This window comes from Nocardia sp. NPDC041819, assembly GCF_055590505.1.
This window is the reverse complement of the sequence record NZ_JBVJAP010000014.1, coordinates 123,627-139,051: the sequence shown is the minus strand read 5'-3', so window position 1 is coordinate 139,051 and position 15,425 is coordinate 123,627. Positions and strand designations below refer to the sequence as shown.

Here is a 15,425-nt window from a genome sequence, read left to right as displayed (position 1 = left end):
CCCCGGCCGCCATGCTAGGCATGGGCACCGACAAGTTTCGCGGACCGCCCGTCACCTCGACGAATAGCGGGAACCCGGCGACCGGACAGTACGGATCGGGCCGGGGAAACAGGCCAGGACGCCTCCGTAGCATCGCCCTCCCGGCACCACTGGTCAACAGCGCGGCCGCACTCGTCATTCCCCTCGACGCAGCCGTCACGCTGCCGCCGCCCGCACCCGGGGCAGCCGGGACCTGGGAGGCGAGTGATCGACTGCGGGAGTGGCGCGCGGCCGCCCGGTGCCCGACGTCACCCCGCGTGTGTGTGACTACCCACATCGCGACCCTGGAACTCACGCTGGTCGAGACCGCGCCGATGGCTCCGGCCGCGCCGGCTCGTCCGGGTCATCGCTCGGCGCAACTCCGCAGCGCACGCACGGACCGCCGATTAGACTGAGCGCGCTGTGCGCCCCCCACCGGCCTCCCCCGACTCCTTCATGACGGAACTCACCCCTCATCTCTCGTCAACGGTGCTCGACACTTTGCGCGCCCTCGTGCGGACCGCCACCCGTCTGGTCGACGCCCGCTACGGGGCGCTCGGCGTACGCGGACACGGCGACCGGCTGGTCGAGTTCATCTTCCAGGGCGTCGACGACCTGACGCCGGACCACATCGGCCGCGCTCCGCGAGGGCAGGGCGTACTCGGCCTGCTGCTGGCGCACCCGCGACCGATCCGGCTGGACGACCTGTCGGAACACTCTGCCTCCGTGGGCTTTCCGCCCGGCCATCCGCCGATGGGCAGCTTCCTCGGCGTCCCGGTGCGGGTCGGCGAGGAGATCTTCGGCAATCTGTACCTCACCGAGAAGGCGGGCGGGCAACCCTTCACCGACGACGACGAGGCCGTCGTGCTTGCGCTGGCCGCCGCGGCGGGCATCGCGATCGAGAACGCCAGGCTCTACGAATCCGCGCGGACCAGGCAGGCGTGGATCGAGGCGACCCGCGACATCGCGACCGAATTCCTCGCGGGCACGGCGCCGGATCTGGTGCTCGCGCAGGTGGTCGCCCGCGCCCGCGCGCTGACCGGTTCGCAGCAGGCGCTGCTGGCCGTGGTGGCGCCCGCGACGCCGCCCGACGAAGCCACCGAACTCGTGGTGGTGCAATGGTTCGGCCCCGGACCGGGCCCGGAGCGGGTGCGCATCGCGGGCACCGTCACCGGCACGGCATTCACACAGCGCGCGCCGGTACAGGTGCCGGAGGCCGCCGCGGCGGATCTCGGCGCCGCGGTGGGCCCGGCGGGGCCCGCGCTGGTGCTGCCGTTGCAGACCGCGGATCTCGCGCTCGGCGTGCTGATCATCGCGCGGCCGCCCGGGGCTCCCCCCTACCCCGGCGAATTGATCGAACTGACCGCCGCGTTCACCGACCAGGCGGCCCTGGCCATGCAACTGGCCGAGACCCAGCGCAGGATGCGCGAACTCGACGTGCTCGCCGACCGCGACCGCATCGCGCGCGACCTGCACGACCACGTCGTCCAACGATTGTTCGCGGTCGGGCTCGGGTTGCGGGCGACCGCGGCACGCACGCAGGATCCCGAAGTCCGGCAACGGCTTTCGGCCGAGATGGACGGTTTGCAGGAGGTTGTGCAGGAGATCCGCACGTCGATCTTCGACCTGCACGGTGGCGACCCGCTGCGGCGGCGACTGGAGGACGCGATCCGCCAGCAGACCGCCGACGGCGCCTTCCGGACCAGTGTGCGATTCGCCGGGCCGCTGTCGGTGGTGGGCGACGCACTGGCCGACCACGCGGAAGCCGTGGTGCGCGAATCGGTCAGCAACGCGGTGCGCCATTCCGGCGGCAACCGGCTCGCCGTCGAGATCACCGTCGGCGACGAGCTGACCGTGCTCGTCGAGGACAACGGCGCGGGCATGCCGGCGGAGGTCACACCGAGCGGGCTGGCCAACCTCGCGCAGCGGGCGAGCATGTCCGACGGTCGCTGCACGGTCGGGCGGGCCGAGAGCGGCGGCACCAGGGTGCACTGGTCCGCGCCGCTGGTCTAGCGATCAGACGGGCGCGACGAGTGCCAGATCGCCGTCGTGGCGCCGGTACAGCAGCCCGCCCCGGCCGCTGTCCGGGTCGGTACAGAACAGGAACGGCAGTCCGCTGCGGCACAACGCCGTCGCAGCCTCGGCCGGCGGCAGGCATGCGGCGGGCTCCGCGTCCACGACGATCGGCGGGGCGCTCCGGACCAGCTCCGGCGACCGGATCGGCGGATACGTCGCCCGCTGGCGGATGAGCCGCACGCCCGGCGCTGCCCAGTGCACCACCGCGTCCTCGCCGGTCTCGGCGTCGGTGAACAGGTGGGCCTCGTAATCCATGGCGTCCAGCACCTCGACCGCTTCGGCGGGCGTGCAGGTGGACAGGGCACACCGTTTGCGCCGAACGATCGGACGCGGCTCCCCGGCGCGGGACAGCGGCGGCCGTGCTGGATCGGGCCAGGTCCGCGTTTCCCGCGCGGCCAGCCGGGCCAACCGGCGGTCGAGCCGCTCGGCGGCGAAGGTCACCGCGAACCCGCGCGGCCCGGTGACCTGGACCCGGGTCACGACGTCCCGGTGGCGGACGTCGATTTGCACCACCGTCATGGCCTCCGGGCCGGGCAGCGCGCCGAGGCGCACCCGGGCGGGAGCGTCGAGATGGTGTCTGCGCAGCACCCGGGAGACGGCTCGCACCGCCCGCGTGACGTCCAAGGCGGCCACCTCCCCTCGCGTCGTCACCGCGACCTCCGGCCCCGCGGCCGTCGTCCACTGTTCCGATACGCACCGCAGCCCTGATGAGACCATCTGCATTGCCCCGCTCTCCAGATCGATCCGTCCCGCCCCTATGCCAGCACCGCGTGCGGTGCCGCGAACAGGGCCGAAAGTCCCCATCGGCGAAAAGTGCTGGCACACGCCCGAATCACGCTCGCCGGGCCGGGCGGGGCGAGCGCCCGCGCGGCGGATCGCGGTCGGCGACGCGCCGACCACGGTCAGGCGGCGCCGAGCACTACGACGGAGTTGTTGCCGCCCATGCCGAGGGAGAGCTTCAGGGTGACGCCGCCCTCGAACGGCGCCGGGCCGTCCAGCAACCGTGGATGCGCGGGCGCGACGATCGGGGCCGCGGGCACGATGCCGCGCTCGTAGCCCAGCGCGGCCGCCGCCACCTCGACGGCGGCCGCCGCGCTCTGGCAGTGGCCCACCAGCGGCTTCAGCGCGTAGATGTGCGGAGGGCCTGCGAACAGGTGCTCGATCAGATGATGCTCGGCCACATCGCACTGCCTGGTTCCGGTGCCGTGCGCATTGAAATAACGCACGTCCGTGGCCGCGACCTCCGCATCGGCGAGCGCGCGGTGAGCGCAGTCGAGGATCTGCTCGTGTGTCGGGTCGACCGAGACAACGTGATAGGCGTCGTTGGACATCGCGCCGCCGAGGACCGCGGCGTAGGGCCGGTCCGCCGAACGGGTCAGCACGAACGCCACCGAGGCCTCGCCCATGCTGAACCCGCGGCTGCCCTGCTGGAAGGGGCGGCACGCGTCCAGCGGTTCGGCGTCGGTGACCGCGGCGCCGAGCCGGACGAAGCTCTCCACCATGTCCGGGGTGGCGGACAGGTCGGTCGCCACGAAGATCACGTCGTCGGCCATGCCCGCGTCCAGCCAGAGCTTCGCGGTGATCAGCGCGACGTTGGCGGAACTGCACGCGGCGGACACGTTCATGGCCGGACCGTGGAAGCCGAACTCCTGCATCAGCATCGAGACCGGGGTGGACGGCAACAGCCGCAGGTAGTCCCTCGACCGGCGGTTGCCCCCGTCGACGAGGTAGAACTCGCGCCAGTCCGCCACGTCGCCGAGCACGATGGCGTGCAGCAGACCGACCGTGCGGCCGGGCCGCCAGCCCCGCTCGCGGGCGTCGGCGACGGCCTCCCGCGCCGCCTCGTGCACGGCCCGGCCGTAACGGCTCGTGCTCAGCTCGGGATCGCCGCCGTCTGGCACCAGCGATACCCAGGCGTCCTCGTCCCGGCCGGGCCCGTAGCCGGGCAGCAGGGCGGCGGCCGACTTGCCGCTGAGCAACCCGTTCCACAGTCGTTCACGGCCCCACCCGTAGCCGGTGATCGCGCCGATCCCGGCGATGGTCATAGGATCTCGATGCCTCGGCGGAGTTCGGAACCGCGCGGCGGTGTTCGGGTCGGCACCCGGCATGTCTCGCTCCTTCGCCGGCTGCCCGGGACGCTCGAGCGGTTCGCCCCTTCTCGACTCGGCAACCGGTATCTGCCATGATCGCCGGACTCCGGCCGAGAACGTGCCAGTACTGTGATCGAAGCAATACCGTGGACGATGTGATCTTGTACACGTCGATACCAGAATGATCCCGTGTTCCAATGGCCATAATCGGGTCGATGATCGGGGGTTCGAGTGGGTGACGACAAGCTGGCCGCCGCGGTCGACGCCGCCGAACAGCTGGCCGCGCGCTACCGCTCCCTGGTCGAACACACCCCGGACGGAATCTGTGTGCACGAGCGCGGCCGGGTCGTCTACGTCAACCCTGCGACCGTCCGCCTGCTCGCCGCGGAGAACGCCGAGGAGATCGTCGGCCGCCCGCTGACCGACTTCGTCCACCCCGCGTCCGTCCCCTCGATGCTCGACCGCATCAGCACCCTCACCACCGCGGGCGCGGCCTCGATCCCCACCGAGATGACGCTGATGCGAGTGGACGGCGGCACCGTCCCCGTGGAGACGGTGTCGGTGCTGACCGCCTGGCACGACCGCCTCGCCTACCAGGTGGTGATCCACGACCTCACCGCCCAGCGCCACGCCGAGGCCGCGCAGCGCAGAGCCGAGCACTACTTCACCACGGTCGTCTCCCAGTTGGAGGAGGGCGTCGTGGTGATCGATCCGGAGGGCCGCATCGAATCGATGAACCCGGCGGCCAAACGCATCTTCGGCACCGAGGGACCCGACCGCCAGGTGATCGGGCGCACCATCCAGTCGCTGCCGCTGGTGCTGCTGGACGCGAACGCCCAGCTGCTGCCGCCGAGCCGCCATCCCGTGGCGCGCACGCTCGCCACTGGCGAGACCATCACCGGCTACGTCTTCGGCGTCGACCGGGTGGACGGTCAGCGCCGCTGGCTGTCGGGCAGCAGCCGCCTGCTCAACCCCGGCGACCCGCGCTCCTCGGCCGTGTCCTCCTTCGCCGACATCACCGAATTCCGTGCCAGCAGGCGGCAATTGGAGTATCAGGCCACGCACGACTCGCTCACCGGGCTGGCCAACCGCTCGCTGATCCTTTCCCAGCTGGCCGCCGCGCTGGCCAGCACCGACGAACTGCTGCCGGTGTCCACGGTGCTGTTCATCGACCTGGACGGGTTCAAGGCGATCAACGACACCCTCGGGCACGCCATCGGCGACACGGTGCTGCAGATCGTCGCCCAGCGGTTGCAGCGCGCGCTGCGCGGCGACGACATCGTCGGCAGGCTCGGCGGTGACGAGTTCCTGGTGCTGCTGTCCGGCCGCACCCGCCGCGTCGACATCGAAGCACTCGTGAGCAGATTGCGTTCCACCATGGCCGAGCCGATCATCGCGCGCGGGCACCGGATCGAGGTGAATGCCTCGATCGGCGTCACCGAACTCGAGGTGGGCGATCGGCGCAGCCCGGAAGCCGTGCTGCACGACGCGGATCTGGCGATGTACCGCGCGAAGCCGCCGGGGCGACGCGAAGGCACCGTCACCAAGGGCCGCAGGCCGAACAGCACCCACGCCTCCTGACACGCATGATCATCGAACACGCCCTGCTGCCGGTTCGCCCCGAGCGTGCGGCCGATTTCGAGGCCGCTTTCGCCGCAGCGCGGCCGATCATCGCGAGCATGCCCGGCTTCCGGTCGCTGTCGCTGTCGCGCGGTGTGGAGTCGCCGGGCAGCTACCTGCTCCGGGTGGAATGGGACCGGCTCGATGATCACGTCGTCGGATTCCGCGGCTCGCCGGAATATCAGCGCTGGAAGGACCTGCTACACCACTTCTACGACCCGTTCCCGGTGGTCGAGCACTTCACGCCGGTACCGCTCACTCCGGACGACGACCAGGGCCCCGCGTCGCGGCCAGGGCACTCACCTGCGGTTACGGCGAGCCCGCAGCCGCACCGGTAGACTCGACAACTCTGCTTTCCGCGCGTTCACCTGCCCGGCCGGGGTAGCGGGCGCGCGCCTGTTCGCGGTGACAAGGAGTTCAGTTTGCCCGACCTCACTCAGGACCGTGCCGCCCACGACGGCACCCCCGAGCGGACCCGCGAGACCGACCGGGAACAGGCGTACCTGTCGGTGCTGTACGAGCGGCTGGACGAGATGCGCGACTACGCGCGCAACCGGTTGCGCACGGTGCTGCTGGAGACCGGGGGCACCCCGCAGGCGCGCAGCGAACGAGAGTCCTTCAGCCAGCTCTACACCGAGGACCTGGCGAAATACGATGCCGCCGAGCACGGCCTGTGTTTCGGCCGCATCGACCTCGACGGAGAGCAGGAGGAGTACCGCTACATCGGCAGGCTCGGCATCCTCGACGAGAAGGACGACTACGAGAGCCTGCTACTGGACTGGCGCGCTCCGCTGGCGCGTCCGTTCTACCTGGCCACCACCGCGGCGCCGGACGGTGTGACCCGGCGCAGGCACATCCGCTCGCGCAATCGCAAGGTCACCGCGATCAACGACGAGTACCTCGATCTGGAGGCCGCGCGCCGGGCCGGCGTCACCGACGCCGACGGCGGTGTCGGCAGCGAGAGCGCGCTGCTGTCCGCGCTCAACGCCGCGCGCACCGGTCACATGAACGACATCGTCGAGACCATCCAGCACGAGCAGGACGCGATCATCCGCTCCGAGCACAAGAGCGTGCTCGTCGTGCAGGGCGGGCCGGGCACCGGCAAGACCGCCGTCGCGCTGCATCGCGCGGCGTATCTGCTCTACACCTACCGTCAGCAGCTGGCCAAGAGCGGCGTGCTGATCATCGGACCGAACGCCACCTTCCTGGACTACATCGGCCAGGTGCTGCCGTCGCTCGGCGAGACCGGCGTGCTGCTGTCCACCATCGGCGATCTGTACCCGGGCGTGCGCGCGGCCCGCGAGGACTCGCTGCGCGCCGGCGAGATCAAGGGCTCGCTGACGATCCTGGAGGTGCTCAAGCAGGCGGTCCGCGACCGCCAGGAAGTGCCCGCCGAACCCGTCCGGCTCAGCTTCGACGGCTATCCGGTCACGCTGGATCGCAAGATCGCCACCAAGGCCCGCGGCCGCGCCCGGTCCTCTCGCCGCCCGCACAACCTGGCCCGGCCGATCTTCGCCGCCTCGGTGATCGACGCGCTGACCGCTCAGCTGGCCGAGACCATGGGCTCCGATCTCTCCGGCGGCCCCAGCCTGCTCAGCTCGGCCGACCTCACCGAGATCCGCGACGAGATGCGGGCCGATCCGCAGATCCAGGCCGCCATCGCGAGACTCTGGCCGATCCTGTCCCCGCAGGACGTGCTGGCCGACCTGCTCGCCGACCCGAAGCGGCTGGACCGGGCCGCGAGTTCGCTGGACCCGGCCGACCGCGCCGAGCTGTTGCGGCCGGACGACGGGCGGTTCAGCGCCGCCGACGCGCCGCTGCTGGACGAGCTGGCCGAGCTGCTGGGCGTGGACGACACCGAGGAGCGCGAGCGCGCCCGTCGCCGCTGGCGGGCCCGGATCGCCGAGGCGCAGGACGCCCTCGACATCCTCACCGGCTCCGCCCCGCAGGATCTCGAGGACGATCTCGATCCCGAGATCCTCATGGCCTACGACCTGATCGACGCGAGTCAGTTGGCCGAACGACAGGACACCCGCTCCCGCCAGACGACCGCGGAGCGCGCCGCGGGCGATCGCACCTGGACCTACGGTCACGTGATCGTGGACGAGGCGCAGGAGCTGTCGGAGATGGCGTGGCGCATGGTGATGCGGCGCATCCCGAACCGGTGGGTCACCGTGGTCGGGGACGTCGCCCAGACCGGCGACCCGGCGGGCGCGTCCTCGTGGCAGCGGATGCTGGAGCCCTACGTCGCGTCCCGGTGGAAGTTGACCGAGCTCACCGTCAACTACCGCACACCCGCGGAGATCATGGACGTCGCGGCCGACGTCCTTGCCGCCATCGATCCGGCCGCGACCGCGCCGCGTTCGGTCCGCGAGACCGGCGTCGCGCCGCGTGCGTACCGGGTCGCGCGCGACGAGGTGCACGCGGAGGTGGCCCGGCTGGTCGCCACCGAGACGGGGCCGGGCACCACGGCGGTGATCGCGCCGCAGGCGCTGGTGGCGGAGTTGGCCGATCTCGCGGGCGAGTCGGTGCGGGTGCTGACCGTGCACGAGGTGAAGGGCTTGGAGTTCGACGCGGTCTACCTGGTGGAACCGCAGGACATCCTCGACGAATCGCCCCGCGGGCTCAACGATCTGTACGTCGCGCTGACGCGCGCCACTCAGCGGCTCGGCGTGGTGCACGGTGCGGACCTGCCCGGCGTGCTCGCCCGGCTGCGCTGATCGGCGCCCGGACCTCGGAACGAGAAAGGCTCCGCGCCACATCGCGATTCGCGATGGACACGGAGCCTTTCGATCGTCGCGAGACTCAGCGCACGGTGTGCACGATCAGCACGTCGGAGCGGGACTTGCGCGCCACGTCGGAGGGCACCGAGCCGAGCAGCCGCCCGGCCAGGGTGTTCAGGCCCCGGTTACCGACGACCAACAGGTCGGCGTCGACCTCCTTCATCAGCGCCAGCAGCGATTCCACCGGCTCGCCGACGATCGCGCGCTCGACGATGTCGGCCGCACCCGCCGCGATCGCCTTGTCGCGGGCGACGCGCAGGATCTCGTTGGTCGGCGCGGAACCGCGTACCTGGTAGGCCTCTTCCTTCAGCACGTCGGCCGCGGCCGCGACATCGCGGTCGTCGGTCGGGTAGTACGCGCAGGCGATGACCAGGGTCGCGCCGGACACACCGGCCAGGGCCCCTGCCTTCTCGACGGCGACATACGACGAGTCCGAGCCATCGGTACCGACGACAATGGTCCGGTAGGCGGTCATTCTCTCCTCCAACTATGCGGTGGGTCAGGTGCCGCGCACGGGCTCGTCTCGGTACGACCGGGACGCCGGCGCGGCGACTGGGCTCGACCATAGCGGCAAACCGGGCGGAAATATCAGAAATCGCAAGACATCACACTCGGGGTGTTCGGCCATTCCCGCCGCGGATTCGCCAGGGAATGCCGGAAGGGCCTGAGCAACCAGGGCAGACTCAATTCAGGGGAACTAAACCTGTGAGGTGCCACAACCGCTTCGAACCGTTTTGCGGCCCTGGGATATTCATCACAGAGCCAGGTCCGTCACATGAAGACCGGGCTGTCCGGCACGTGAATCACGCGCCGGGAACAGGCCGATGGGAACCGGACTACCGTGCCGCCAGGGCCACTACGGATAGTTTGCCCAGAATATGCCAAGAATCGCTCCTATGCGGTCCATGGCTTCCTCTTCCTGCGCTGAAAACGATGCGCAATATTAGCGCGCAGGGGCGGGACTAGAGGTCGAAAAGGGGGCCGGTGATGGTCAATCCGAGTTCGTCGACGTGTGCGAAGAACGCGAACAACATCAGGGCGGCGCCCGCCAGAGCCACGTCCTTGCTGAACTGGATCAGCTCGGTCTGCTTGGTCTCCTCGTCGATCTCCTGCCAGAACCGGTGCATCACGACGGCGGTGGGCAGCAGCGCGAGAACGAGCAGCAGCGCGCCGAGGTCGGCCCAGACACCCAGCAGCACGCTCAGGCCGCCGAGGGCGAACAGCAGGCCCGAGCCGAGCACGGCGGCCTTCGCCATCGGGACTCCCTTGCTCTGGGCGTACCCGGCCATCGCCTCGGTCTGCGTGAAGTGCCCGAGCGCGGAAGTCAGGAACAGCACCGCGAACAACACTCGTCCGATCAACACCACGACGTCCATGTCCGGCTCCTCGTCGGCAGTCCGGCAACTAATCCCGCGTCCGTACGACCTTCGCGGTGACCTCGTTGCGGAAGCGTAGCGAATTCTTGGCGTATTCGAGGGGGGCCATACCCACTTCCGTGGTGAACTCACGCGAGAAGTGCGCCTGGTCGAAATAACCGAGTTCCGCGGCCAACGCCGCGAGATCTTCGATACGGCCCTTCGCCAGCAGATCGGCGCCGTCCTGCAACCGGTAGCGCCGCAGCACCCATTTCGGACCCGCACCGACGTACCGGCGGAACATGCGCTGCAATGTACGCGCGGGCACATCGAATCGCTCGGCGATCTGATCGACCCTGGTCAGCTCCCGGTCGGTGGCCATGGCGTCGACGATGCGCAGCACCAAGTGATACGTAGGGTCCGCCACGACGGGATGGTCCGCGAGGTAGTTCTCGACGACGAGGCGGCGCCGCTCGGCGGTCGGCGCGTCGAACACCCGCTCGGTCAGGCTCGCGGCGTCGGGCAGCACGTCGCCGATGGGCACGGCGCGGTCGCGGAACGAGCCGACATCGAGGCCGGTGAACGCGCCGAACCCGCCCGCGCGGAAACGGATCCCGAACGTCTCCCCCTGCCCGCTGAGTTCACGAATGAATTTCGTGGTGACCACACCGTTGACGAATCCGCCGGTGCGCGCCTCGGATCGCTCGAAGGTGAGGTTCACGCTCGGGTAGGACAGCACCTCGGCTCGGTACGGCGGCCTGCCGCGCAGATCCCACCGCACCGCCCAGTACCACTCGATGAAGCGGTCCACCGCCGGGCTCGGCGGCAAGCGGAGCAGGGAGCGATGCTTCGCCTGCTCGTCCGGGTGCAGGATTCCCTTGGTGTCGGTGGGCGCGGCGGGGTTGCGGGCCTGCGGCGGCTCGGCGGCGAATTCGGGACTAGGCGCCACGATGTCGCTTTCTTACAAGACCCACCGGCCGCGACCGGCGAAAGTGGTGGGCATGACGAACACAGTGAATCCCATCCCCGACGGCTACCACTCGATCACCTGTTTTCTCGCGGTCGGCGATGGCAACAAAGCGATCGATTTCTACACCGCCGTCTTCGAGGCCGAGGTGATCACTCGCAACGACCTGCCCGATGGTCAGCCGGCGCACGCGGAACTGAAGATCGGCGATTCGACCCTGCAGATGGGGATGCCCATTCCCGACAACGGCGTCCTGGCACCGAACGGCGAGTGGGTGCACACCTCGATCGTGCACTACTGCCCGGACGTCGACGCGGTCGTGCGGCGCGCCGTCGAACACGGCGCCCGCAGCGTCGAGGAGCCGCAGACCTTTGTCACCGGCGACCGGTTCGCCGTGGTCATCGATCCCTTCGGCCACCGCTGGGCGGTGCTCACCAAGGTCGAGGACGTCTCGCGCGAAGAGGCCGAGCGCCGGGTGAACGAATGGATGGCCACCCAGTCCTGACGGCTCGGCTGCCTCCGCGGTTGTCCGGCGAACGGCCCGCGGAGGCAGCGCCGCTGCGATCCGGGTCAACTCAATCCGGCGGCGTCCATGCCGCGCAGTTCCTTCTTCAGATCCGCGATCTCGTCGCGCAGACGTCCGGCGAGCTCGAACTGCAACTCTCGCGCGGCATTCATCATCTGTGCCGTCAGTTCTTTGACGAGATCGGCGAGTTCGGCGCGCGGCATCGACTTGACGTCGCGGCCCTCGTACACGCCCGCGCTCACCGCTCGTCCGGGCTCGCCTTGCGCACGCCTGCCGCGGCTGGCATTGCGGCCGGAGCCGCCGACCTCCACCTCGGTCTCGTCGGCCTCGCGGTACACCTGGTCGAGGATGTCGGCGATCTTCTTGCGCAGCGGCTGCGGATCGATGCCCATCTCCTCGTTGTAGGCGATCTGCTTCGCGCGGCGGCGCTCGGTCTCGTCGATGGCGAACTGCATGGAGTCGGTGATCTTGTCCGCGTACATGTGCACTTCGCCGGAGACATTGCGCGCCGCGCGGCCGATCGTCTGGATCAGCGCGGTGGTGCTGCGCAGGAATCCTTCCTTGTCGGCGTCGAGAATCGCCACCAGCGACACCTCGGGCAGGTCCAGGCCCTCGCGCAGCAGGTTGATGCCCACGAGCACGTCGTATTCGCCGAGTCGCAGCTGCCGCAGCAGCTCGACCCGGCGCAAGGTGTCGATCTCGGAGTGCAGGTAGCGCACCCGGACCCCCAGACCGAGCAGGTAGTCGGTGAGATCCTCGGCCATCTTCTTCGTGAGCGTGGTGACCAGGACGCGCTCGTCGCGCTCGGTGCGTTGCCTGATCTCGTGGATCAGATCGTCGATCTGGCCCTTCGTCGGCTTCACCACGACCTTGGGGTCGACCAAGCCGGTCGGCCGGATGACCTGCTCGACCACCTCACCGCCGGTCTGCCCGAGCTCGTAGGGGCCGGGGGTGGCCGACAGGTAGACCGTCTGCCCGATCCGATCGGCGAACTCCTCCCAGGTCAGCGGCCGGTTGTCCACCGCGGACGGCAGCCGGAAGCCGTATTCCACCAGATTGCGCTTGCGCGACATGTCGCCTTCGTACATACCGCCGATCTGCGGAACGGTGTTGTGCGACTCGTCGATGACGAGCAGGAAGTCCTCCGGGAAGTAGTCCAGCAGCGTCGCGGGCGCCGAGCCGGCCGGGCGGCCGTCGATGTGACGCGAATAGTTCTCGATGCCGGAGCAGAACCCGACCTGACGGATCATCTCCAGGTCGTACTGGGTGCGCATGCGCAGCCGCTGCGCCTCGAGCAATTTGCCCTGGCGTTCCAGCTCGGCGAGCCGATCCTCGAGTTCGGCCTCGATGTCGCGCACCGCGCGCTCCATCCGATCCGGCCCGGCTACGTAGTGGGTGGCGGGGAAGATCCGCAGCATGTCCACCTGGCGGACCACGTCACCGGTGAGCGGGTGCAAGTAGTACAGCGCTTCTATCTCGTCACCGAAGAACTCGATGCGGACGGCCAGCTCCTCGTAGGACGGGATGATCTCCACGGTGTCGCCGCGCACCCGGAACGAGCCGCGGGTGAACGCCATGTCGTTGCGGGTGTACTGCACGTCGACCAGCAGCCGCAGCAGCGCGTCCCGGTCGATCTCGGTGCCGACCTGCAGCTGCACCGAGCGATCGAGATACGACTGCGGCGTGCCGAGCCCGTAGATGCACGACACCGAGGCGACCACCACCACATCGCGACGGGACAGCAGGCTGGAGGTCGCCGAATGGCGCAGCCGCTCGACGTCGTCGTTGATCGAGCTGTCCTTCTCGATGTAGGTGTCGGTCTGCGCGATGTACGCCTCGGGTTGGTAGTAGTCGTAGTAGGAGACGAAGTACTCGACGGCGTTGTGCGGCAGCATCTCGCGCAGTTCGTTGGCCAGCTGGGCGGCGAGCGTCTTGTTCGGCGCCATCACCAGCGCGGGCCGCTGCAACCGCTCGATCAGCCAGGCCGTGGTGGCCGACTTTCCGGTACCGGTGGCGCCGAGCAGCACCACGTCGCGCTCCCCCGCCTTGATCCTGCGCTCCAATTCGGCGATCGCGGCGGGCTGGTCTCCCGCGGGCTGGTGCTCGCTGACCACCTCGAACCGGCCGCCGACGCGCTCGATCTCGCCGACGGGGCGGAACTCCGAGTGCGCGAGCGGCTGCTCGGCCGCCCTGTCCTCGAAGCCCTCCGCCGGAATCTCGGTTGCGAATGCCATGCTCACCAGCGTAGGCCCACCCACCGACAGCTTTCCCGGGGTCGCGGACGGGCCCGATTCCGGCGATGTCACGGGACCGAACCCATCGTGTGAAGTCGGTCACACTCGGAGTGGACGGCGATCTACCGCCCGCCAGGCGCGAGGGCCGGGGATGAGTCCGCGCCTACCTGGAAACCGCGGCGCCACCCCGAAACAAAGCGATACGCGACCGCGCGGCGCGGGTACACCGATTTCGAGTCTTATCAACCATTTTCGACGAAACGCTGCGGGGATACTCCCGATCACTCGCGGTGGCAGAGGGTTACCGGAAGCAGACGCGTGGCCGCCGGCGCGCCGGCGGCCTCACAGCCGCGCCGAGCCCGCTCGGCGCGTTCGGTTACATGTCCGAAATGTCCGTTGCCGCAATAGGTTTCGTGTTCGAGAACAGCTTATCTCGAACCGCGCGGTGGCCCCGCGCCAGGTGTAACCTGATCTGGTTGTTCGGACGTGAGGACAAGAGCCATGAGCGGTCTGATTCCATTGCTCGTCGCCGTGCCGGCCGTGACCGGCCTCGCCGGGTACGTCGCCAGAGACATCCGCGCGGTGGTTCCCTCCGTCGGCGGCGCCGCCGCGGCCGCCCCACCGGGGCCACTCGCCTCGGCCACTCCGCCACCGCACCGGCCCAGGGTGGAATTCTTCAATCTGGCCGAACTCACCAACACCGACGCCAAGGGCTTCGTCCGCCCGGTCGAGCGTTTCCACGTCGAGCCGTGGGGCCTGTACATGGCGCGTCCGGTCGCGGGACCGGATTCGCACTACCTCGAATCCTGGTTGCTGCCGGGCCTCTCGTTGCGCGCGACGCTGACGCGGACCAACCCGGCACACCATCGCGAACGCGTCTACCGCCTCGACATCGGGGAGTTCACCCGAGTCGGCCCGAAGCGCTGGAAGGCCGTCGACCACTACCTCGACATCGCCGTGCGCCCGCGCCACACCGCGGAACTCCTCGGGGTCGACGAGCTGCTGGCCGCGCATGCCGCCGGGCTGGTCGACACGGCACAGGCGCACCGAGCGTTCGAGCGGGCCACGGCGGTGCTGGACGGGCTGGCCACGCACGATCACTGCGTGGAGGAGTGGCTGGCCACCCGCGGCATCACGCTCACCTGGATGTAGCCCGCCGATCACTCCATCGACTCGACGGGTCGAGAGCGACGGTAGATTCTTGATGCATGACGCAGGCACCTATCGTCGACGTGCACCGCCCGAAGGTCGAGTACTTCAACATCGCGGATCTGACGAACACGGATCCGAAAGGCTTCGTGCGCCCGGTCGAGAAGTACCGCGTCGAGCCGTGGGGCCTGTACATGGCGCGCACGTCGGACCATCCGCAGTTCCACTACATCGAGTCCTGGCTGCTGCCGAAGCTGCATTTGCGCGCGACGGTCTTCCACTACCTCTCGGCGCATCGGCGCGACCAGGACTACTACCTCGACGTCGGTGATTTCACAGCGGTCGCCCCGAAGAAGTGGAAGGCCGTCGATCACTATCTCGACATCATCGTGCGTTCCTCGCGCGACACCCAGCTGCTCGACGTCGACGAGCTGATCGCCGCGCACGCGGCCGGGCTGATCACCCTCGCCGACGCCGAGGCCGCCGTGCAGCACGCGACCGCCGCCATCGACGGCATCGCCGCCAACGGCCACACCTTCGAGGGCTGGCTGGAGACCATGGACATCACCTTGACCTGGCTGTAGCCCCTACGGGACGCTGCCCGCAT

Annotated in this window: 12 protein-coding genes and 1 pseudogene; 7 read left to right on the top strand and 6 right to left on the bottom strand. The window is 69.4% G+C overall.

Annotated features, from left to right (window positions below):
• Positions 1-441 precede the first annotated feature (441 nt).
• Positions 442-2,031 carry a sensor histidine kinase gene (locus ACZ6DL_RS30515; protein WP_466056263.1) on the top strand — a complete coding sequence of 530 codons (1,590 nt, stop codon included), beginning with the start codon at positions 442-444 and terminating at the stop codon, positions 2,029-2,031.
• A 3-nt stretch (positions 2,032-2,034) separates the two neighbouring features.
• On the opposite strand, the gene ACZ6DL_RS30510 is transcribed toward ACZ6DL_RS30515, so the two are convergent.
• Both ACZ6DL_RS30510 and ACZ6DL_RS30505 read right to left on the bottom strand, forming a co-directional pair.
• Positions 2,035-2,745: a sigma 54 modulation/S30EA ribosomal C-terminal domain-containing protein gene (locus ACZ6DL_RS30510; protein ID WP_466056261.1), complete on the bottom strand. Its 711-nt coding sequence runs from the start codon at positions 2,743-2,745 to the stop codon at positions 2,035-2,037.
• Positions 2,746-2,996: 251 nt separating this feature from the next.
• Positions 2,997-4,139, bottom strand: coding sequence for a beta-ketoacyl synthase N-terminal-like domain-containing protein (locus ACZ6DL_RS30505; protein ID WP_466056259.1), 1,143 nt, complete (start codon positions 4,137-4,139; stop codon positions 2,997-2,999).
• Between the two features lie 276 nt (positions 4,140-4,415).
• On the opposite strand from ACZ6DL_RS30505, the gene ACZ6DL_RS30500 reads away from it, so the two are divergent.
• The 3 genes and pseudogenes from ACZ6DL_RS30500 (at position 4,416) to ACZ6DL_RS30490 (ending at position 8,524) form a co-directional block, all read left to right on the top strand.
• A complete protein-coding gene (locus tag ACZ6DL_RS30500; RefSeq protein WP_062970797.1) occupies positions 4,416-5,765 on the top strand; it encodes a diguanylate cyclase domain-containing protein in 1,350 nt (449 codons plus the stop codon).
• Positions 5,766-5,770: 5 nt separating this feature from the next.
• A pseudogene (locus ACZ6DL_RS30495) lies at positions 5,771-6,055 on the top strand (antibiotic biosynthesis monooxygenase family protein); the annotation flags it as partial.
• Between the two features lie 171 nt (positions 6,056-6,226).
• Positions 6,227-8,524: a HelD family protein gene (locus tag ACZ6DL_RS30490; protein WP_466056257.1), complete on the top strand. Its 2,298-nt coding sequence runs from the start codon at positions 6,227-6,229 to the stop codon at positions 8,522-8,524.
• An 85-nt stretch (positions 8,525-8,609) separates the two neighbouring features.
• Here the strand turns inward: ACZ6DL_RS30490 and ACZ6DL_RS30485 are convergent, their stop codons facing one another.
• The 3 genes from ACZ6DL_RS30485 to ACZ6DL_RS30475 all read right to left on the bottom strand — a co-directional run bounded on the left by ACZ6DL_RS30485 (position 8,610) and on the right by ACZ6DL_RS30475 (position 10,891).
• Positions 8,610-9,062, bottom strand: a complete 453-nt coding sequence (locus tag ACZ6DL_RS30485; RefSeq protein ID WP_391471447.1) for a universal stress protein — start codon at positions 9,060-9,062, stop codon at positions 8,610-8,612.
• Between the two features lie 487 nt (positions 9,063-9,549).
• Positions 9,550-9,963 carry a DoxX family protein gene (locus tag ACZ6DL_RS30480; protein ID WP_466056255.1) on the bottom strand — a complete coding sequence of 138 codons (414 nt, stop codon included), beginning with the start codon at positions 9,961-9,963 and terminating at the stop codon, positions 9,550-9,552.
• A 28-nt stretch (positions 9,964-9,991) separates the two neighbouring features.
• The gene (locus ACZ6DL_RS30475; RefSeq protein WP_466056253.1) at positions 9,992-10,891 is read right to left on the bottom strand and encodes a DUF6597 domain-containing transcriptional factor; all 900 of its coding nucleotides are present in this window, start codon (positions 10,889-10,891) and stop codon (positions 9,992-9,994) included.
• Positions 10,892-10,943: 52 nt separating this feature from the next.
• On the opposite strand from ACZ6DL_RS30475, the gene ACZ6DL_RS30470 reads away from it, so the two are divergent.
• Positions 10,944-11,414 carry a VOC family protein gene (locus ACZ6DL_RS30470; protein WP_466056251.1) on the top strand — a complete coding sequence of 157 codons (471 nt, stop codon included), beginning with the start codon at positions 10,944-10,946 and terminating at the stop codon, positions 11,412-11,414.
• A 65-nt stretch (positions 11,415-11,479) separates the two neighbouring features.
• Here ACZ6DL_RS30470 and uvrB read toward each other — a convergent pair whose 3' ends face one another.
• Complete coding sequence (gene uvrB, locus ACZ6DL_RS30465) at positions 11,480-13,669, bottom strand: excinuclease ABC subunit UvrB (RefSeq protein WP_393238112.1); 2,190 nt, start codon at positions 13,667-13,669, stop codon at positions 11,480-11,482.
• Positions 13,670-14,170: 501 nt separating this feature from the next.
• Here uvrB and ACZ6DL_RS30460 point away from each other — a divergent pair.
• Entirely contained in the window at positions 14,171-14,821 is a 651-nt protein-coding gene (locus tag ACZ6DL_RS30460) for a ribonuclease FAU-1 family protein (RefSeq protein ID WP_466056249.1), read from the top strand.
• A gap of 56 nt (positions 14,822-14,877) precedes the next feature.
• A complete protein-coding gene (locus tag ACZ6DL_RS30455) occupies positions 14,878-15,402 on the top strand; it encodes a ribonuclease FAU-1 family protein (protein WP_466056248.1) in 525 nt (174 codons plus the stop codon).
• Positions 15,403-15,425: the final 23 nt, after the last annotated feature.

What these genes read in the sequence shown, in the direction of transcription:
- ACZ6DL_RS30505 (WP_466056259.1), bottom strand. Translation starts at nt 4,139, where the DNA reads ATGACCATCGCCGGGATCGGCGCGATCACCGGCTACGGGTGGGGCCGT.
- ACZ6DL_RS30485 (WP_391471447.1), bottom strand. Translation starts at nt 9,062, where the DNA reads ATGACCGCCTACCGGACCATTGTCGTCGGTACCGATGGCTCGGACTCG.
- ACZ6DL_RS30480 (WP_466056255.1), bottom strand. Translation starts at nt 9,963, where the DNA reads ATGGACGTCGTGGTGTTGATCGGACGAGTGTTGTTCGCGGTGCTGTTC.
- ACZ6DL_RS30470 (WP_466056251.1), top strand. Translation starts at nt 10,944, where the DNA reads ATGACGAACACAGTGAATCCCATCCCCGACGGCTACCACTCGATCACC.
- uvrB (WP_393238112.1), bottom strand. Translation starts at nt 13,669, where the DNA reads ATGGCATTCGCAACCGAGATTCCGGCGGAGGGCTTCGAGGACAGGGCG.
- ACZ6DL_RS30460 (WP_466056249.1), top strand. Translation starts at nt 14,171, where the DNA reads ATGAGCGGTCTGATTCCATTGCTCGTCGCCGTGCCGGCCGTGACCGGC.
- ACZ6DL_RS30455 (WP_466056248.1), top strand. Translation starts at nt 14,878, where the DNA reads ATGACGCAGGCACCTATCGTCGACGTGCACCGCCCGAAGGTCGAGTAC.